The sequence below is a fragment of the Nonomuraea sp. NPDC050227 genome, assembly GCF_044459705.1.
Classification (GTDB): Bacteria; Actinomycetota; Actinomycetes; order Streptosporangiales; family Streptosporangiaceae; genus Nonomuraea.
This window is the reverse complement of the sequence record NZ_JBITJF010000012.1, coordinates 128,756-145,777: the sequence shown is the minus strand read 5'-3', so window position 1 is coordinate 145,777 and position 17,022 is coordinate 128,756. Positions and strand designations below refer to the sequence as shown.

The window sequence follows — 17,022 nt, the reverse complement described above, 5'->3', positions numbered from 1 at the left end:
CATGAGCGGAACGCAGATGCAGAAGGTCGTGCCGCCGCGTCTGCTCGTGCCGTACCTGTCGGGCAAGCGCACGGTGATCTCCGGCTACGTCTACCGGGTCCAGGACTGCGTCAGGCTGACCACGCCGGCGGCCCTCTACTACGGCCTCGACCTGTCCTTCGACGGCTCGGAGCTGTTCCCCGAGGTGCCTGAGCTCTACCTGATGCGCTGGCACGCCCGCGACGTCGACACCTACGCGGTGCCCTACGGCCCGCACATGGGAGGCGACTGGAGCGACGTGCCGCCGTTCGCCGGCAACGGGTTCACCACCTCGCCCGACCACGTGGTGCCGCAGTTCCACACCGTCCCGATGCCGATCCCGGCGGGGGCGGAGATCGTCCACGTCACCGACGAGGGCGAGCGGCCCTTCGCCGGCTACGACGGCCTGACCTGGCGGCCCGCCGCATGAGCGAGGAGATCACGCCGGTCGCCTCCGGCTTCGTGGCCCGGTTCGGCGAGCGTACGCTGCCGGCCGCGCTCGGCCCCGACAACGACCAGGTGGTGCTGTTCAGCGAGGTGGAGCTCGACGGCTTCGAGCCCGCCTCGGGCTACTGGCGGCGGGTGGTGGCCAGGTCGCGGCTGGAGTGGCTGGTGCTCGTCCGCACCGTCGGCGCCTTCGGCGGCGAGCCGTGCATCGTCCTCGACGAGGACGACGACGGCCTGCACATCGCCTACACCGGCCACAGCGGCATGAAGGCCGAGGCGCTCGGCTACTGGATGGTCGACCACGGCGCCTACGAGGTGGTCGTGCCGCGCGAGGAGGTCTTCTCCATCCGCGTCGAACGCATCCCCGTGCCCTAGGCGGTCAGCCCAGGGCACGGTAGCGGGCCAGGCGGGCCGCCAGGCGGTCGGCCGGCGGCGCCTCCAGCAGCTTGGCGATCTCGTGCTCCAGCGCCCGCCCCACGCGCTCACAGAACTGCCTGGGCTCGTAGGCGGCGTCCGGCAGCTCGGGGATCACCCGGTCGACGATGCCGTCGCGCCGCAGGTCGGTGGCCCGGATGCGCTGGGCCTGGGCGATCTCGGGGGCGAAGTCGACCGACCGGTAGAGGATGGCCGAGGCGCCCTCCGGCGGCAGCGGCGACAACCAGGCGTGCTGCGCGCACAACACCCGGTCGGCCGGCAGCAGCGCCAGCGCCGCCCCGCCCGCGCCCTCGCCGAGCAGCAGGCACACGGTCGGCGCGTCGAGGGTGACCAGCTCGGCCAGGCAGCGGGCGATCTCGGCGGCCAGCCCGCCCTCCTCGGCCGACTTCGACAGGTCGGCCCCCGCGGTGTCGACCACGGTGACCAGCGGCAGCCCCAGCTCGGCCGCCAGGCGCATGCCGCGCCTGGCCACCCTGAGCCCGGCCGGGCCGAGCGGCGAGCGCCGGCGCTGTCTTCGCCGGTCCTGGCCGAGCACCACGGCGGGCGCCGACCCGAACCTGGCCAGCGCCAGCACGAGCCCCGGCTCGTTCTCGCCGGCGCCGCTGCCGCTGAGCGGCGTCACGTCGGTGGCGGCCAGCTTGAGCAGCGTGCGCACGCCCGGACGGTCGTCGCGGCGCGAGCGGGTGATCGCCTCCCACGCCTCCACCGGCCGCAGGTCCTCCGCGGGCGGCTCGCCCGCCTCGACGCCGGTACGCGCGGCGCACAGCACGGAAAGGGCCCGGATCGCGACCCTGCGGGCGTCGTCGGCCGACACGACGGCGTCGACCAGGCCGTGCTCGTAGAAGTTCTCGGCCACCTGGACGCCCTCGGGAAAGGGGTAGCCGTGCAGCGCCTCGAACACCCGCGGCCCGAGGAACCCGATCAGCGCCCCCGGCTCGGCCGCCGTGACGTGCCCGAGCGAGCCCCAGGAGGCCAGCACGCCGCCCGTCGTCGGGTGGCGCAGGTAGACGACGTACGGCAGCCCGGCCGCGCGGTGCTCCTGCACCGCGACGGTGATCCGGACCATCTGGACGAACGCCAGCGCCCCCTCCTGCATCCGGGTGCCGCCCGAGGCCGGGGCGGCCAGCAGCGGCAGCCGCTCACGCGTGGCGCGCTCGACCGCGGCCGCGATGCGGGTGGCCGCGGCGACCCCGACCGACCCCGCCATGAAGGAGAACTCGCAGACCACGACGGCGACCCTGCGGCCGTCGAGCAGCCCCTCGCCGGTGATCACCGACTCGTCGTAGCCGGACTTCACGCGGGCCGCGGCCAGCTCCTCGGCATAGGAGGAGCCGGGCTCCGCCGGATCGGCGGGCGGCGCGTCCCACGACTTCCACGACCCCCTGTCGAGGACCGCTTCGATCAGTGTGCGCGCGTCCGGACGGCTCACTATCGCTCCTAACGATCAACCGATGATGCCATGGTGACGCACGAGGGTACATGCCGGAGCCGGGAATTGCCGATCATCCCTCCCGCTCTTCGAGCCAGGCGAGCACGGCCTCGCCGTCCTGGCCGAGCGCGGGGGGCGCGGTGTGCTCGGCCGCGGGCAGGCCGTCGAAGCGCAGCGGCGGCCCGGGAAGCTCGATCGGGCCCAGCACGGGGTGGTCCACCTGGACCAGGAGGCCCTGGGAGCGGGTCTGCTCCCAGGCGTAGACCTCGTCGATCGACCTGATCGCGCCCGCGGGCACGCCGGCCTCGCCCAGCCTGGCCAGCCAGTGGGCGCGGTCGTGGTCGGCCAGGGCCTTCTCCATGTCGGCGATCAGCTCGTCCCGGTGTGCGAATCTCTGCCTGTTGGTCGCATATTTCGCCACATCAGGGTCGATGTCGAGTAGCTTGGCGACCTTCTTCCACTGGCCGTCGTTCGCCACGGCGATCTGCAGCATGCCGTCGGCGCAGCGGAAGGCGCCGTAGGGGGCGATGGAGGCGTGGTGGTTGCCATTGGCGCCGGGGACCTGGCCGCCGACCGTCCAGGCCGTGCCGTGGTAGGAGTGGACGCCGGTGACCGCGGCCAGCAGGGACGTGCGCACCACCCGGCCCCGGCCGGTGCGCTCGCGCTCGTACAGGGCCGCCGCCACGCCGTACGCGCCGTGGATGCCGGCCAGCAGGTCGGCGATCGAGGCGCCCACCCGGTACGGCTCCTCGCGCGAGGGCCCGGTCAGCGACATCAGCCCCGCCTCGCCCTGGGCGATCACGTCGTAGCCCGGCCGGCCGCCCTCGGGCCCGTCGTGGCCGAACCCGGTGATCGACAGGACGACCAGGCGCGGGTTGAGTTCGTGCAGGCGCTCGACGGGGAAGCCGAGCCGGTCGAGCACGCCGGTGCGGAAGTTCTCGATCAGCACGTCGCTCTGCCGGACGAGCCGCTCGATGAGCTGCCTGCCCTCGGCGGACTTGAGATCGACCACGATGGACTGCTTGTTGCGGTTGGCCGCCAGGAAGTAGGTCGAGATGTCGTGGTCGGGCCCCACGAAGGGCGGCCCCCATCCGCGCGAGTCGTCACCCCCGTCCGGATGCTCCACCTTGATCACCCGGGCGCCCAGGTCGCCGAGCATCTGCGCGGCGTGCGGCCCCGCCAGGGCCCTGGACAGATCGAGGACGACGACGTCGCCGAGGGGTCCGAGCAAGGTCAACCTCCAGCTTGCGTTGGGCCGGAAGAATATTCTCTCAGGCGGCCGTCCACCATCGCCTACCCTGGTCCGGTGAAATCCCTGGCCCGCCGCATCCAGGCCCTGCCGCCCTCCTGCGGGCCCGTCCGCCTGGTGGCCGTCGACGGCCCGGCGGGCTCGGGCAAGACCACGTTCGCCGGCCGGCTCGGCGCGGCGCTCGGCTGCCAGGTGATCCACAGCGACGACTTCCCCGTCCACTGGGACGACGGCCCCGGCGCCTGGTTCCGGCTGCTGGACGAGCAGGTCCTGCAACCGCTGCGGCACGGCCGCCCGGCCGGTTTCCGCCGGTACGACTGGGTGCGCGAGCGCTACGCCGACCAGGTCCCCGTGCCGGCCGCGCCCGTGCTGGTCGTCGAGGGCGTCGGCACCGCCCGCCGGTCGGCCGCCCGGCTGCTGGCCTTCACCGTCTGGGTGGAGGCCCCCGAGGCCGTGCGGCTGCGGCGCGTCCTCGACCGCGACGGCCCCGAGCTCGAACCCCGGTGGCGGCAGTGGTTCGCCGCCGAACGGGCCTGGTTCGCCGCCGACCGCACCCGCGAGCGCGCCGATCTCGTCGTCGAGACGTGAACCGGGTCGCCCTCCCGCCCGACTGAACAGGGTGACGGAAGGACGACATGACAGATGAGCTGCTCGTCGTACGCGCCCAGCTGGGCGAGCGCGCGGCGATCGCCGAACTCGTACGCCGCTGGCACACCCCGGTCTGGACCTACGTCCGGCGCATGCTGGACGCCGAGCGGGCCGACGACGTCGCCCAGGAGATCTGGGCGGCCGTCGTGCGCGGCCTGCCCCGGCTGCGCGCGCCCGGACGGTTCGCGCCCTGGCTGTTCACCATCGCCCGCCGGGCGGTCACCGACCGCCTGCGCGAGGAGTACGCCAGGGCGGAGGGCGCGGCCGAGCCGGAACCGGTGACCGAGGACCCCGCCGAGGCCGTCGTCGACCGCGCCGGCCTGCTCGCCGCCCTGTCCGCCCTGCCCCCTCCCGAGCGGGAGATCCTCGTCCTGCACTACCTGGAGGACCTGCCGGTCGAGGAGTGCGCCCAGATCTGCGGCATCCCCGCCGGAACCGTCAAGTCCAGACTCAGCCGCGCCCGCCGCCTCCTGCGCGACCACCTGAAGGAGATCGACCATGACCGATGGGCCGCGCCTGACCGCCGACCAGATCATCGAGCGCCTCGAACCGTCGCTGTCGCCGTGGCGGCGCGTGCGCGCGCTGACCGCCCTGCTCGCCGGGGCCGCCGGGACGGTCTTCGTCTGCGCCCTGTGGTGGACCGAGCCCGGCCCGCTGCCCGGCCGCACCCACCTGGCCTTCGCCGCCCTCACCGCGTTCTGCCTGGCCTGGGCCTGCTACGGCGGCTGGCTGAGCACGCGCAGAACGCCGCTGTTCGCCCGCGACCGGGTGATCGCCGGCTGGATCGCCCTGGCGGCGGCCCTGCTCACCACCGCGCTCGTCGCCGCCGTGGCCACCGGCGCGCTGGCGCTCGGGCTGGCGTTCGTGGCGGCGAGCGCCGTGCTGACCGGGCAGGCCCACGCGCGGCGGGCGCGGCTGCTGCGGCTCAAGCGGGATCTAGGTGGGTGACGTCGTTGAACGCCACCACCTCGAACCCTCCGCCCGCGGCCCGCCAGACCGACACCGACGCGTTCAGCACCGGCGCGAAGCGCAGGACGTCGGCCAGGTCGGCGTCGTCCCGCCCGGCCATGACGTGCCGCAGGCCCAGCACCACCGAGTCGTGGGCGACGATCAGCACCCGCCGCCCGTCCGCCGCCGCGCGCAGCCCGTGCAGGAAGTCCTTCAGCCGGGCCACCACGTCGGCCAGCGACTCGCCGCCGGGCGGGCGGTAGGCGTAGGGCCCCTCGGCCCGCATCCGCCGCACCTCGCCGGGGAACCGCTCGCCGATGGCGGCCAGGTTGAACCGGGCGAAATCGCCCGACTCCTGGTCTCTGAGCCGCTCGTCCACGGTGACCGGCAGCGCGCCGGCGCCCCAGGTCTCCTGGGCGGCCTTCCAGGTGTCGAGGGCCCGCAGGTAGGGGGAGCACCACACCTCCTCGGGCGCCTCGCCGGCGGGCAGCCCGGCCAGCATCCGGCCGAGCGCCCGCGCCTGGAGCAGGCCGAGGTCGGTCAGCGTCACCTCGTGGTCGCCCCGCTCGTAGACCAGTGGCCGGTCGCCGGCCTGCGCGTGCGCCAGGTTCGCTGGCTCTCCCCGTGGCGTACGGCGACGATCCGCGAAGGTCCCATGGCCGCCATCCTCGCATCCGGACGCCGTACCTCGCCGAAGCCGCCGGAGCGGGCCGTCGTAGGGTGATCCTCATGACTGAAGTCGCATTGCTCGGGACCGGGCTCATGGGCGCTCCCATGGCCCGCAACCTGCTCAAGGCCGGCCTGCCGGTCAGGGTGTGGAACCGCACGCGGGACAAGGCCGAGCCGCTGGCGGCCGACGGCGCCGTCGTGGCCGGCTCCCCCGCCGAGGCGGTCGAGGGCGCCGACGTGATCGTCACGATGCTCAGCGACGGCGACGCCGTGCACGACGCGATGACCGCCGCCGCGCCCGCGCTGCGCCCCGGCCAGGTGTGGGCGCAGATGAGCACGGTCGGCGTGGCGGCGGTCGGCCGCCTGGCCGCCCTGGCCGCCGAGCACGGGCTGACCTTCGCCGACGCGCCCGTCCAGGGCACCAGGCAGCCGGCCGAACAGGGCACGCTGCTCATCCTGGCGGCCGCCCCCGAGCCGGCCCGGCAGGCGCTCGCCCCGGTGTTCGACGCCGTCGGCGCGCGCACCCTGTGGCTCGGCGAGGACGGCGCCCAGGGCACCGGCACCAGGCTCAAGATGGCCGCCGTCAGCTACGCCATCTCGATGACCGGCATCGTGGCCGAGGCCCTGGCCCTGGCCAAGGGGCTCGGCGTCGACCCCGGCCTGGTGCGCGAGGTGATCACCGGCGGCCCGCTGGACAACGTCTACTTCCAGGCCAAGTCGAAGGCCATCCTGGAGGGCGACCTGGAGCCGTCCTTCACCGTGCACAACGCCGAGAAGGACACCCGGCTGATCACCCAGGCGGGCGAGTCGGCCGGGGTGCGGCTGGACATGGTGGCGGCGGCCGGCGAGCGCCTGCGCCGCGCCGAGGCGCAGGGGCACGGCGACCAGGACATGGTGGCCACCTACTTCGCCAGCTTCGACGAGGAGTAGCCCCCGCCGGTTCCCTACAGTTCGTCCACCTCCGCGAACGTCCTGCCGCCGGACAGCCTCGGGTAGCCGGGGCCGCGGTCGAAGAAGCGGTCAGCGGGCGGGCGGAGGCGGGCGCGGAGCTCGGCGGTGCCGCGTTCGTCGATGCGGTCGCCGTCCAGGACCACGCCGTAGTCGCCCAGGGCGCCGGCGATCGAGACCTTGCCGTCGCGGACGTCGGCCGCCACCGCCCGCGGGTCGCGGTCGTAGGGGGAGCCCCAGCCGCCGCCGCCCGTGGTGCGGATGCGGATCAGGTCACCGGCCTGGACGGGGTGGTCGTCCACCAGGCCGTCCATCTCCTTGCCGGCGATCTCCACCCGGAACGGACGCCCGGCCAGGCCGCCGTTGACGCCCCAGCACGACAGGATCGACCGGTCGGCGATCGACATGTACGACGCGTCCCTGAGCATCCTGATGTGCTTGTCGTAGCCCAGGCCGCCGCGGAACATGCCGGGGCCGCCCGAGTCGCAGGCCAGCCCCAGCCGCTCCACCCGGAACGGCCAGCGCGCCTCGGCGAACTCGACCGGGATGTTGCGCGAGTCGGGGACGATGTGGATGGTGTCCTCGCCGTCGGCGTACCAGCGGCCGCCCGAGCCGCCGCCCAGCACCTCGCGCATCAGGTACGGCGTGCCGTCGGCGTCGCTGCCGTAGACGCCGGTGTAGCGGATGGTCTCCTGGTCGGCGGGCATGCGTCCGCCGGTGGCCTTGGCCAGCACCCCGGCCAGCACGCCGAGCAGGCGCAGGATGACGAACGTGCGGGCGTTGGTGGGCGCCGGGAAGACCGGGGTGAGCAGCGTGCCCTTCTCCGGGAAGACCATCCTGATCAGCGGCACGACGCCCTCGTTGACGTCGAGCTCGGCCATGCGCTCGGGCGTGTCGGCGAGGTTGCGCAGCACCGGCGCCAGCCACTTCTTCAGGAAGACGCCGTCGGCGTAGTCGCCCGCGTGGTTGATCGGGCCCTTGGCCTGGGGCGAGGTGCCGGTGAAGTCGATGGTGAGCGGCGCGTCGGCGGCGTGGTCGACGGTGAGCGTGATGCGCTGGGCGTGCAGGCGGGGCTCGTCGACGCCGTCGTGCTCGGCGTAGTCCTCCCAGACGTACGTGCCTTCGGGGATCTTGGCGAGCAGCTCCCTGCGGAAGGTCTCGGTGGTCTTGGAGACGATCGCGTCGAAGCACTCCTCGACGGCCTGCCTGCCGTACCGGTCGAACAGCTCGCCGAGGCGGCGGGCGCCCATGAGGCAGGCCGAGCACTCGGCGTCGAGGTCGCCGGCCAGGGAGTCGGGCATGCGGGAGTTGCGGGTCATGATGCGCAGCGCGGTGTCGTTCGGCACGCCCTGGTCCCACAGCTTGATCGGCGGGATCATCAGGCCCTCCTCGTACACCGAGCGGGCGTGCGAGGGCATCGAGCCGGGCACCGCGCCGCCGATGTCGTCGTGGTGGCCGAACGCCTGCACGAACGCCACCACGGCCCCGTCGTGGAAGACCGGCACGGTGACGCACAGGTCGGGCAGGTGGCCGATGCCGCCCTCGGACAGGTAGACGTCGTTGTGGAAGTAGACGTCGCCGGGCTTCATCGTCTCGATCGGGAAGTCGCGCACGATCGGCTGGACGAGCGCGCTGTAGGAGCGGCCGGTGAGCTTGCGCAGCCGGGCGTCGTGGATGCCGGCGCGGAAGTCGTGCGCGTCGCGGATCATCGGGGAGCGGGCCGTGCGGGCGATGGCCGTCTCGACCTCCCGCTCGACGGAGGCCAGCGTGCCCTCGACGATCTCCACCAGGATCGGATCAATCACGTCGGATCTCCACATTTCCGTATTCGTCCACCTTCGCGGTGAAGCCCGGGTGCACGGGGATCGTCGATCCGTACTCCTCGATGACCGCCGGGCCCTGGACGGTGGCGCCCGGCCCGAGCGCGGCCCGCTGGTGGATCGGCGTGTCGCGGGTCTCATCGAAGTGCACGGGACGGACCGACGTGGCGCCCTCCCCCGGCTTGCCGAGCCGCCGGATCGCCGGACGGGTGATGGGACCGATGCCCGAGACGCGCAGGTTGACCCATTCGACGCCGTGGCGCGGGTCGTCGCGGTAGGCGTACCCGTACAGCTTCTCGTGGGCGTCGTGGAAGGCGTCGATCACCGTGCGCTTCCAGTCGTCGTCGAGCGGGCCCGCCGGGGCCGCGACGCGCACCTCGAACGCCTGCCCGTAGTAGCGCAGGTCGGCGCTGCGCACGTGGACCGGGTCGTCGAAGCCCTCGCGGTCGAGCGCCTCGGCGGCCTGGCCCTCCAGCTCCTGGAAGATCTGCGCGGCGGTCTTGAGGGCGAGGTCGCGGGTGACGTACGTGCGCACGTAGTCGTTCTTGACGTCGACGGTGAGCAGGCCGAACGCCGAGACGTTGCCCGGGTCGCGCGGCACGACGACGGCGGGCAGGCCCAGGATGTCGATCAGGCGGCAGGCCAGCAGCGGCCCCGACCCGCCGAACGTCACCAGCGGGAAGTCCCGTACGTCGAGGCCGCGCTTGACGGTGAGCTGCCGGATCGCGTTGCTCTGGTTGAACGCGCTGATCTCCAGGATGCCGGTCGCGGTGCGCTCGGGGCTGAGCCCGAGCTTGTCGGCCAGCGCCTCGACGCCCTGGCGGGCGGCGTCGGCGTCGAGCGGGATCTCGCCGCCCAGCAGGTGGGGCGGGATGCGGCCGAGGAACACGTGCGCGTCGGTGACCGTGACCTCCGAGCCGCCCTTGCCGTAGCACAGGGGCCCCGGATCGGCGCCGGCCGAGCGGGGGCCGACCTTCAGCGTGCCCTCGGGCGAGATCCAGGCCACCGAGCCGCCGCCCGCGCCGACCGTGACGATGTCGATCATCGGGATCTTGCACGGGTACCGGCCGACCGTGCCCTCGGTGGTCAGGGACGGCTCGCCGTCGATCACCACGGCCACGTCGGTCGAGGTGCCGCCGCCGTCGAGGGTGATCACCGACGGGTGCCCGGCCGTGGAGGCGATCAGCGCCGCGCCGAGCGCGCCCGCCGCCGGGCCCGACAGCACGGTGGTGATCGGCTGGTTGACGACCTCGCGCGCCGACAGCACGCCGCCGTTGGACTTCATCACCGAGAACGGCATGCCGAGCCGGTTGGACAGTCCGGCGATGTAGCCGCGCACGGCGGGCTTGACCGCGGCGTCCACCAGGGTGGTGATCGAGCGCTCGTACTCGCGGTACTCGCGCAGCACGTCGCTGGAGAGCGAGATCACCGCCTCCGGGTGCTCGCGCCAGAGGATCTCGCGCATGCGGCGCTCGTGCTCGGGGTTGGCGTAGGAGTGCAGGAAGCACACGCCGACCGCGGTGATCCCCTTCGACCTGAGCCAGCGCGCCGCCTCGACGGCCTGCTCCTCGGAGAACGGCCGCACCTCGTTGCCGAGGTGGTCGAGCCGGCCGCCGACCGTCCTGACGAGGTGCACGGGGACGATCCGCGGCGGTTTGACCCAGAAGTAGGAGTTGCCGTAGCCGTCCGGCACACTCTGCCTGGCGATCTCCAGGATGAACTCGAAGCCCTCGGTGGTGATGAACCCGAGGTTGCCGATGCGGTCTTCGAGCAGCTGGTTCGTCGCGACGGTGGTGCCGTGGACGATGGAGGCGACGTCGAGCTCGCCCAGCTTCCCGATGCCCGCGACGAACCCGTCGGCCGGGTTCGCGGGCGTCGAGGGGGTCTTGGTGGTGACGATCTCACCGGTCTGCTCGTCCACCGCCACGACGTCGGTGAACGTGCCCCCGGTGTCCACTCCGATTCGGACGCTACGCATGGCTCCTCAGCTTCGGCGACGGCCGAGAACTTCGTCGATGACCCGGGGCGCGTTCTGGGTGCCGACGTAGGCCGCCAGGCGCACCACCAGCTCTTGGGATTTTGCCAGTTCGGCCTCGACTCTGGCCTTCCCCGACTGGCCGGCCTGCACGCCGAAATAAGCGCCCATGATCGTGCCCACCACCCCGGCCACGCCCGCGAACAACGCGGCGAACTCCTTGGTGGCGAACACCGCGGCGCCGAAGGCGATCAGGATCGCGACGATGCCCGCCACGACGACCAGGAAACCGTACCGCCATCGGGTGGCGTCGGCCTGGGCGGCCGTCACGTCGTCCTGTGTCAGCATCGCGTCGAGCGTCGGTGGATTGTCGGTGACCACAGTTCCTCCTGAGAGTCCAGGGGAGAAATGTCCCACGAGGTCATGGAACAAGCCAAGCCGCTAAGCTGGCCTCCTGTGACCGAACTGTCTGCCTTGTCAGCCGTGCCATCCGGAGCCCGGGACGCCGTGCTGAAGTTCTACTTCGGCCCCATGGACTGCGGGAAGTCCACTCTGGCGCTCCAGATGAACTACAACCACGGCCGCCAGGGGCGGCGCGGGCTGGTCCTGACCAAGCACGACCGCTCCGGCGGTCCGAAGGTCACCAGCCGGATCGGGCTGGGCCTTGAGGCGATCGAGGTGGAGGACTCCCTCGACCTCGTCGGCCTGGTCACCTCGCACGAGCGCATCGACTACCTGATCTGCGACGAGGCCTGCTTCTACACGGTCGAGCAGATCGAGCAGCTCGCCGACCTGGTGGACGAGCACGGCATCGACGTCTACGCCTTCGGGCTGGCCTCCGACTTCAGATCGGTCATGTTCCCCGGCGCGCAGCGGCTGTTCGAGCTGGCCGACGAGGTGTGCCGGCTGCAGGTCGAGGTGTTGTGCTGGTGCGGACGCCCCGGGCAGCTCAACGCGCGCGTGGTGGGCGGGGTGCTGGCGCGGACGGGCGAGCAGGTCGTGATCGGCGACACCGACGCCTCGCCGGTGCGCTACCAGGTGCTCTGCCGCCGCCACCACCGCTCCGGCCAGCTCGGCGAGGGCGGCGCCCCGGCCTGACCCGCGTGCCTGGCCCCGGCGTGAGCCGCGTGGCTCACACCAGCCGGTCGAGGGCTGCGCGGAACAGGCGGCGCTCGTCCTCCGGCAGGGTGGACAGGAAGGCGCGCTCGGCCTCCTCCACGGCCGGCACCGCGAGGCGCATGGTCTCGCGGCCGTGCTCGGTCAGCTCGACCGCGTTCTTGCGGCGGTCGCCCGGATGCGGCCGCCGCGCCACCAGCCGCTTGCCCTCCAGCGCGTCGACCATGGCGACCATCGTCGTGCGGTCGATGCCGAGCCGCTGGGCCGCCTCCTGCTGCGACAGCGGCTCGGGGGCGTCGATCACCGACAGCACCCCGAGCTCCCGCCCGTCGATCCCGTAGGGCGCGAGCGCCGGGCCGGTGAACTCGGCCAGGCGCAGCGCGGCATGCTTGAGCAGGTAACCAAGGCGGCGGCTCGACACCTTCCGATTGTCGCACCGCCGCGGGCGGGGCCGTTCAGACCGCGCAGTAGCCGTCGTCGTCGCATCCGTCGGCCGGCGGGGCGAGCTGGGTGATCGGCGTTTGACCGGTACGCTCGGCGACCTCGTCGATCGCCGCCGCGAAGGCGTCCTCGGGCTGCGCGCCCGACACCGCGAACTTGCCCTCGAACAGGAACAGCGGCACCCCGCTGACACCCAGCGCGCCGGCCCTGGCGAGATGCTCGCGCACCTGCTCGGCGCCCTCGCCGGTGTCCTGGACGCCGACCTCGCCGGCCAGGCGGCTCAGCACGCCGGGATCGCCGACGTTCGCGCCCTCGCCGAAGTACGCGCGGAACAGCCGGTCGGCCATCTCCTTGCCGAGCCCCTGGGCGGTGGCGGCCTCGATGAGCCGGTGGGCCTCGAAGGTGTTGGCGTTGACGGCCCGCTCGTAGTCCATCTCCAGGCCCTCTTCGACGGCGACGGCCTTGACCCGCTCGGTCATCTGCCGCGCGCCCGGCCCGAACTTGCGCTCAAGGGCCGGGATCAGCGGCTCGCCCTCGACGGGGGCGTCGGGGTTGAGCTGGAACGGGCGCATGGTCACCTCGATCGTGCCGCCCTTGGCACGGAAACGCTCGGCGGCGCGGGCGAACCTGACGTGCCCGATGTAACACCAGGGGCACACGACATCGGAGAAAATCTCGACTTTCACCCCATCGACAACCACGCCGCCCGCACGACGATTCCGCCGGCCGCGGGTCACCCGGCGGCCAGCTCCTCCAGCCGGTACGGCAGGTAGGCCGAGTCGTCCACCAGCGCGGACGCGCCGCGCCACCAGCCGAACCACTCGCCGCTGCGCCACATCCAGTCGACCCGCTCGATGGCGGCCACCACGTCGCCGACGGTCCCCCACCGCTCGCCCAGCTCCTCGCGGGTGACGCCGTGGCGGACGGCCCAGGCCCGCAGCACACCCGCGGCGGCGGCCGGGATCTCGCGGGCGTACGGGTCGGGCTTCTCGCCGGGCAGCCGGTGGGGCCCGAGCCCGGCGGCCACCCCCCAGCTCCACTGGGCCTCGGCGGGCCTGGAGTAGCGCAGCGACTGGAAGTCGAGGTTGGACCCCAGCGCGTCGTCGGGACGGCGGGCGACGACCGCGTCGAGCCGGCCGCCCGCGTCGAAGTGCACCACGAGCCGCTGACCCGGCCGGACCCCCGGCGGCAGCTCGAAGCGGTCCTCGGCCTGCCAGGAGTTGAGGTCGACCTCGGCGACGGGCCGGCCCCAGAGCTGGTCGGCGGCGTCGTCGGCGATCCACGCGGCCAGCATCTCCAGCGCGGTCAGGTCGGTCCACGGCTCGATCGCGACGGCCGTGCGCAGCACCTCGTCGGGCGGCGGCAGCTTGCCGCCCCTGGGCCGCGTCCACCAGCCGGCGCCCAGTTCGCGGGTGCCGACGAGGAGCGCGGCGATGGCGGCCAGCTCGGCCGATCGGCGGGTGAGCGACGCGCCGAGCGCGAGCCCGAGCGCGCGGTCGGTCCGCTGGTCGCCGAACACCGGCCGCACCTCGGCGACCAGGGACTCGGCGGTGGGGCGCTCCTCCCCCAGCAGGTTGCGTACGATGCGCCTGGCTTCGTTCCGTGCGTCTTCAGCGTGTGCCTGCCGCATACCGCCACGCTACGCCGGGAGATCCTTTTCCGCGAGGGTCGTCGTGGCGCGTCCCTCAGCCGCGCCGGCCACTTGTGTCGCGGCCGAGCAGCCGGCCCACCGCGACGCCGGCGAGCGCGGCGGCCGCGCCCATGCCGAAGGCGGCCAGCAGCGCCCACGGGCGGGTCTCGGCGGGCCGCGCGGGCGGCCGTTCGTAGACCGCCGGGGCGGCCGGTGCGGCCTCCGGTGCGGCCTCCGGGGCGGCCTCCAGTGCGGTCTGTGCCGCCGGGACCGGGGGCGGGGCGCTGAGGTGGCCCTCGACGGCGGAGAAGAACTCGCCCGCCGTGCGTTTCGCGACCGAGCCGAGCATGCGCTGCCCGACGCCGCCGATCATCCCGCCGATCACCGCGTCGGCGTCGTAGTCCACCCGGGTGCCGCCGTCGATCTCGCTCAGCCGTACCAGGACGGTGGCCTCGACCGTGCCCGGCGCGCCCTGGCCGCGCGCCCGCAGCGTGAAGCTCTCGGGCGCGCGCGGCTCGGCCAGCGCGACCTCCCCCTGGTAGACGCCCTTGATGGACGCCACGCCCGCGTTGACCGTCATCCTGTAGGTGTCCGGCCCGGTCTCCTCCAGGCGCTCGCAGCCCGGGATGGTGCGCACGAGCACCGCCGGGTCCTGGAGCGCGGCCCACACTCGATCTCGCTGTACGCCGATCACGGCGCTGCCCGCCACCTTCATGCGGCCACTCTAGGCACCGGTGACCGGCTGGTTAAGGGCAAGACCTGCCAGTCGGGCGACGCGTCGCGCCGATCAGGGCTGGCAAGATGGTGCTCCATGTGCTGGGGGCGTGGAACGGTCAGGGGCGGGGCCGGGCGTGGCGGGCTGGGGCCGGCCGTGCTCGCCGGGGTGCTGGTGGCGCTGGCCGCCGGGTGTGCCACCGGCGGCACCACAGGCGACACCGGCGGGGTCGTGACCGGGCCGTCGGCGAAGCCGTCCGCGACCGGCGTCCCCACGTCCCGGCCCACTCCGCAGGGCCCGCCGGGGGCGCTGCCGCGCGCCGGCGAGGTGGGCCCGATCAGGGGCGAGAACGGCCTGCCCCCGGTGATCAGCTCGATCCCCACCAAGCGCAAGGTCGTCTTCCTGACCATCGACGACGGCTGGGAGCAGGACCCCGGCTTCGTCAAGCTGGTACGCGACCGGCGCGTCCCCATCACCGCCTTCGCCATGCGCGACGCGGTCGAGGCCAAGGGCAGCCCCGACCCGGCGGGCGGTCCCGGCCGCTACGTGGGCGCCGGCAAGTGGGGGTACTTCCGGCAGCTCCGCGACGTCCACGTGCCCGTCGAGAACCACACCCTCACCCATCCCGACCTGCGCCGCCTGGCCCTCGACGGGCAGCGCCGCGAGATCTGCGGCGCGGCCCAGGTGGTCGGCAAGGAGATCGGGACCCGGCCGGCGTTGTTCCGGCCGCCGTTCGGCAGCTACAACACCGACACGCTGCGGGCCGCCCGGCGGTGCGGGGTGAAGGCCGTGCTGCTGTGGACCGCCACCGTGCAGCCGGGTGGCAAGATCGCCTACCAGGTGCCCGACAAGCGCCTGCGTCCGGGCGACATCCTGCTCCTGCACTTCCGGCCCAACCTGGCGGCCGACTTCCGGGTGCTGATCGACAAGATCAAGCGGCGCGGCTTCGAGCTGGGCAATCTGCAGGCCTACCTCGACGCCGCGGGCGGGGTCCGCCGGGCGGGGTAGTGCGCAATCCGCCCGGCGGGTGACGCGCCGGGACGTACCCGTACGGGATCCTCGAAAAGTAGGCAGAACCGGGGGATGTGACCAACGTCGCATCGCGATGCTCTACGGCCTGTAGTACTACTACAGGTAGAAGTACTACAGCTTGTAGAGCTATGAGCGGGTGGGGATTGATGGACGCGCTTGACCTGGCACGGTGGCAGTTCGGGGTCACCACCGTGTACCACTTCTTGTTCGTGCCCCTGACCATCGGTCTGGGCATCTTCGTCGCGGGCCTCCAGACGGCCTGGCACCGCACGGGCAAGGAGCACTACCTCAAGCTCACGAAGTTCTTCGGGAAGCTGTTCCTGATCAACTTCGCGATGGGCGTGGTGACCGGCATCGTGCAGGAGTTCCAGTTCGGCATGAACTGGAGTGAGTACTCCACGTTCGTCGGTGACGTCTTCGGCGCGCCGCTGGCCATGGAGGCGCTGCTGGCCTTCTTCATGGAGTCCACGTTCCTCGGCCTGTGGATCTTCGGCTGGGACCGGCTGCCGAAGAAGGCGCACCTGGCCAGCATCTGGGCCGCCGCGATCGGCTCCAACCTGTCGGCCTACTTCATCCTCGCGGCCAACGCCTGGATGAAGCACCCGGTCGGCTACGAGGTCGTGGACGGCAAGGCCAGGATGACCGACCTGTGGGCCGTGCTGACCAACTCCACGGCGGTCGCGCAGGTGCCGCACGTCATCGGGGCCGCGTTCATCGTGGCGGGCGGGTTCGTGCTGGCGGTCAGCGGCTACTGGCTGCTGCGGACGCGCGCGCCGATGTGGCGCAGCGCCGCGCGCGGCGCGCTGGTCATGACGGCGATCGCGGGGGCGGTCGTCGCGGGCACCGGCGACATGTCGGCCAAGCTCATGTACGAGCAGCAGCCCATGAAGCTGGCCGCGGCCGAGGGCCTGGAGCGCGACACCGCGGGCGCGGCCTTCTCCCTCGCGCCCGGCATCGAGATCCCCAAGGTGCTCAGCTTCCTGGCCACCAACGACCCCGACGCCACCGTCCAGGGCACCGAGGACCTGCAGAAGCGCTTCGAGCAGCAGTTCGGCCCCGGCGACTACCGGCCCGACCCGGCGATCGTGTTCTGGTCGTTCCGCGTGATGATCGTGTTCGGCATGGCCACCGCGGGGCTCGCGCTGCTCGGCCTCTGGCTGACCCGGCGCAGGCGCGAGGTGCCGTCCTGGCTGGCGCGGGCGCTGCTGCTGGCGCTGCCGCTGCCGTTCGCGGCGGTGATCGCGGGCTGGCTGCTGAGCGAGATCGGCCGGCAGCCCTGGACGGTCGCCGGCGAGCTGCTGACCGCCTCGAGCGTCTCGCCCGGCGTGACCCTGGCCGAGGTCGCCATCTCGCTGACCGTCTTCACACTCCTGTACGGCGGCCTGGCCGTGGCCGAGGTCGTCCTGCTGGCCAAGCACGTGCGCAAGGGCGTCGAGGAGCGGCAGCCCGCTCCCGAGGCGCAGCCGCTCGAACCGTCGCTGATGTACTAGAGGGACCAGACC

18 protein-coding genes and 1 pseudogene are annotated in these 17,022 nt (G+C 73.0%); 9 read left to right on the top strand and 10 right to left on the bottom strand.

What is annotated here, in order from left to right:
- Position 1 precedes the first annotated feature (1 nt).
- Together ACIBK9_RS38475 and ACIBK9_RS38470 are read left to right on the top strand one after the other, a co-directional pair.
- Positions 2–448, top strand: coding sequence for a hypothetical protein (locus tag ACIBK9_RS38475; RefSeq protein WP_358284931.1), 447 nt, complete (start codon positions 2–4; stop codon positions 446–448).
- On the top strand, positions 445–840 hold the full coding sequence (locus ACIBK9_RS38470) for a hypothetical protein (protein WP_352363918.1): 396 nt from the start codon (positions 445–447) through the stop codon (positions 838–840). The genes ACIBK9_RS38475 and ACIBK9_RS38470 overlap by 4 nt, the downstream gene beginning before the upstream one ends.
- Positions 841–844: 4 nt before the next feature.
- Here the strand turns inward: ACIBK9_RS38470 and ACIBK9_RS38465 are convergent, their stop codons facing one another.
- Entirely contained in the window at positions 845–2,329 is a 1,485-nt protein-coding gene (locus ACIBK9_RS38465) for a carboxyl transferase domain-containing protein (protein ID WP_397163695.1), read from the bottom strand.
- A 73-nt stretch (positions 2,330–2,402) separates the two neighbouring features.
- The gene (locus tag ACIBK9_RS38460) at positions 2,403–3,560 is read right to left on the bottom strand and encodes a CaiB/BaiF CoA transferase family protein (protein ID WP_397163693.1); all 1,158 of its coding nucleotides are present in this window, start codon (positions 3,558–3,560) and stop codon (positions 2,403–2,405) included.
- 75 nt (positions 3,561–3,635) lie between these two features.
- Between ACIBK9_RS38460 and ACIBK9_RS38455 the strand changes: the two genes are divergently transcribed.
- The 3 genes and pseudogenes from ACIBK9_RS38455 (at position 3,636) to ACIBK9_RS38445 (ending at position 5,174) form a co-directional block, all read left to right on the top strand.
- Entirely contained in the window at positions 3,636–4,166 is a 531-nt protein-coding gene (locus tag ACIBK9_RS38455) for a uridine kinase (protein WP_397163691.1), read from the top strand.
- A 47-nt stretch (positions 4,167–4,213) separates the two neighbouring features.
- Positions 4,214–4,690: pseudogene (locus tag ACIBK9_RS38450) on the top strand (RNA polymerase sigma factor); the annotation flags it as partial.
- A 34-nt stretch (positions 4,691–4,724) separates the two neighbouring features.
- Positions 4,725–5,174 (top strand): hypothetical protein, encoded by a 450-nt coding sequence (locus tag ACIBK9_RS38445; protein WP_397163689.1) that lies wholly within the window; start codon positions 4,725–4,727, stop codon positions 5,172–5,174.
- On the opposite strand, the gene ACIBK9_RS38440 is transcribed toward ACIBK9_RS38445, so the two are convergent.
- Positions 5,152–5,724, bottom strand: coding sequence for a histidine phosphatase family protein (locus ACIBK9_RS38440; RefSeq protein ID WP_397163687.1), 573 nt, complete (start codon positions 5,722–5,724; stop codon positions 5,152–5,154). The genes ACIBK9_RS38445 and ACIBK9_RS38440 overlap by 23 nt on opposite strands.
- 179 nt (positions 5,725–5,903) lie before the next feature.
- On the opposite strand from ACIBK9_RS38440, the gene ACIBK9_RS38435 reads away from it, so the two are divergent.
- The gene (locus tag ACIBK9_RS38435) at positions 5,904–6,773 is read left to right on the top strand and encodes an NAD(P)-dependent oxidoreductase (RefSeq protein WP_397163686.1); all 870 of its coding nucleotides are present in this window, start codon (positions 5,904–5,906) and stop codon (positions 6,771–6,773) included.
- A gap of 14 nt (positions 6,774–6,787) precedes the next feature.
- On the opposite strand, the gene ACIBK9_RS38430 is transcribed toward ACIBK9_RS38435, so the two are convergent.
- From ACIBK9_RS38430 to ACIBK9_RS38420, 3 genes are read right to left on the bottom strand one after another with little or no spacing between them, the layout of a single operon-like run.
- Positions 6,788–8,596 (bottom strand): hydantoinase B/oxoprolinase family protein, encoded by a 1,809-nt coding sequence (locus tag ACIBK9_RS38430; protein WP_397163684.1) that lies wholly within the window; start codon positions 8,594–8,596, stop codon positions 6,788–6,790.
- Complete coding sequence (locus ACIBK9_RS38425) at positions 8,589–10,589, bottom strand: hydantoinase/oxoprolinase family protein (RefSeq protein ID WP_387664196.1); 2,001 nt, start codon at positions 10,587–10,589, stop codon at positions 8,589–8,591. Before ACIBK9_RS38425 ends, ACIBK9_RS38430 begins: the two co-directional genes overlap by 8 nt.
- A 6-nt stretch (positions 10,590–10,595) precedes the next feature.
- On the bottom strand, positions 10,596–10,934 hold the full coding sequence (locus ACIBK9_RS38420) for a hypothetical protein (RefSeq protein WP_352363898.1): 339 nt from the start codon (positions 10,932–10,934) through the stop codon (positions 10,596–10,598).
- Positions 10,935–11,069: 135 nt separating this feature from the next.
- On the opposite strand from ACIBK9_RS38420, the gene ACIBK9_RS38415 reads away from it, so the two are divergent.
- Positions 11,070–11,684, top strand: coding sequence for a thymidine kinase (locus ACIBK9_RS38415; protein WP_352322400.1), 615 nt, complete (start codon positions 11,070–11,072; stop codon positions 11,682–11,684).
- A gap of 34 nt (positions 11,685–11,718) precedes the next feature.
- Here the strand turns inward: ACIBK9_RS38415 and ACIBK9_RS38410 are convergent, their stop codons facing one another.
- From ACIBK9_RS38410 to ACIBK9_RS38395, 4 genes are read right to left on the bottom strand one after another with little or no spacing between them, the layout of a single operon-like run.
- Positions 11,719–12,123: a MarR family transcriptional regulator gene (locus ACIBK9_RS38410; protein ID WP_358284905.1), complete on the bottom strand. Its 405-nt coding sequence runs from the start codon at positions 12,121–12,123 to the stop codon at positions 11,719–11,721.
- Positions 12,124–12,157: 34 nt separating this feature from the next.
- A complete protein-coding gene (locus tag ACIBK9_RS38405; RefSeq protein WP_358284902.1) occupies positions 12,158–12,829 on the bottom strand; it encodes a DsbA family oxidoreductase in 672 nt (223 codons plus the stop codon).
- Positions 12,830–12,876: 47 nt separating this feature from the next.
- Positions 12,877–13,773, bottom strand: coding sequence for a hypothetical protein (locus tag ACIBK9_RS38400; RefSeq protein ID WP_352363890.1), 897 nt, complete (start codon positions 13,771–13,773; stop codon positions 12,877–12,879).
- A gap of 55 nt (positions 13,774–13,828) precedes the next feature.
- Positions 13,829–14,488 carry a carbon monoxide dehydrogenase subunit G gene (locus ACIBK9_RS38395; RefSeq protein WP_397163682.1) on the bottom strand — a complete coding sequence of 220 codons (660 nt, stop codon included), beginning with the start codon at positions 14,486–14,488 and terminating at the stop codon, positions 13,829–13,831.
- Positions 14,489–14,584: 96 nt separating this feature from the next.
- On the opposite strand from ACIBK9_RS38395, the gene ACIBK9_RS38390 reads away from it, so the two are divergent.
- On the top strand, positions 14,585–15,496 hold the full coding sequence (locus tag ACIBK9_RS38390) for a polysaccharide deacetylase family protein (protein ID WP_397163680.1): 912 nt from the start codon (positions 14,585–14,587) through the stop codon (positions 15,494–15,496).
- 170 nt (positions 15,497–15,666) lie between these two features.
- Positions 15,667–17,010 (top strand): cytochrome ubiquinol oxidase subunit I, encoded by a 1,344-nt coding sequence (locus tag ACIBK9_RS38385; RefSeq protein WP_397163679.1) that lies wholly within the window; start codon positions 15,667–15,669, stop codon positions 17,008–17,010.
- Positions 17,011–17,022: the final 12 nt, after the last annotated feature.

Bases quoted from the DNA above. Each gene is read 5' to 3' on its own strand.
- ACIBK9_RS38390 (WP_397163680.1), top strand. From the start codon at position 14,585: ATGTGCTGGGGGCGTGGAACGGTCAGGGGCGGGGCCGGGCGTGGCGGG.
- ACIBK9_RS38435 (WP_397163686.1), top strand. From the start codon at position 5,904: ATGACTGAAGTCGCATTGCTCGGGACCGGGCTCATGGGCGCTCCCATG.
- ACIBK9_RS38400 (WP_352363890.1), bottom strand. From the start codon at position 13,773: ATGCGGCAGGCACACGCTGAAGACGCACGGAACGAAGCCAGGCGCATC.
- ACIBK9_RS38385 (WP_397163679.1), top strand. From the start codon at position 15,667: ATGGACGCGCTTGACCTGGCACGGTGGCAGTTCGGGGTCACCACCGTG.
- ACIBK9_RS38395 (WP_397163682.1), bottom strand. From the start codon at position 14,488: ATGAAGGTGGCGGGCAGCGCCGTGATCGGCGTACAGCGAGATCGAGTG.
- ACIBK9_RS38475 (WP_358284931.1), top strand. From the start codon at position 2: ATGAGCGGAACGCAGATGCAGAAGGTCGTGCCGCCGCGTCTGCTCGTG.
- ACIBK9_RS38470 (WP_352363918.1), top strand. From the start codon at position 445: ATGAGCGAGGAGATCACGCCGGTCGCCTCCGGCTTCGTGGCCCGGTTC.
- ACIBK9_RS38420 (WP_352363898.1), bottom strand. From the start codon at position 10,934: ATGCTGACACAGGACGACGTGACGGCCGCCCAGGCCGACGCCACCCGA.
- ACIBK9_RS38445 (WP_397163689.1), top strand. From the start codon at position 4,725: ATGACCGATGGGCCGCGCCTGACCGCCGACCAGATCATCGAGCGCCTC.
- ACIBK9_RS38425 (WP_387664196.1), bottom strand. From the start codon at position 10,589: ATGCGTAGCGTCCGAATCGGAGTGGACACCGGGGGCACGTTCACCGAC.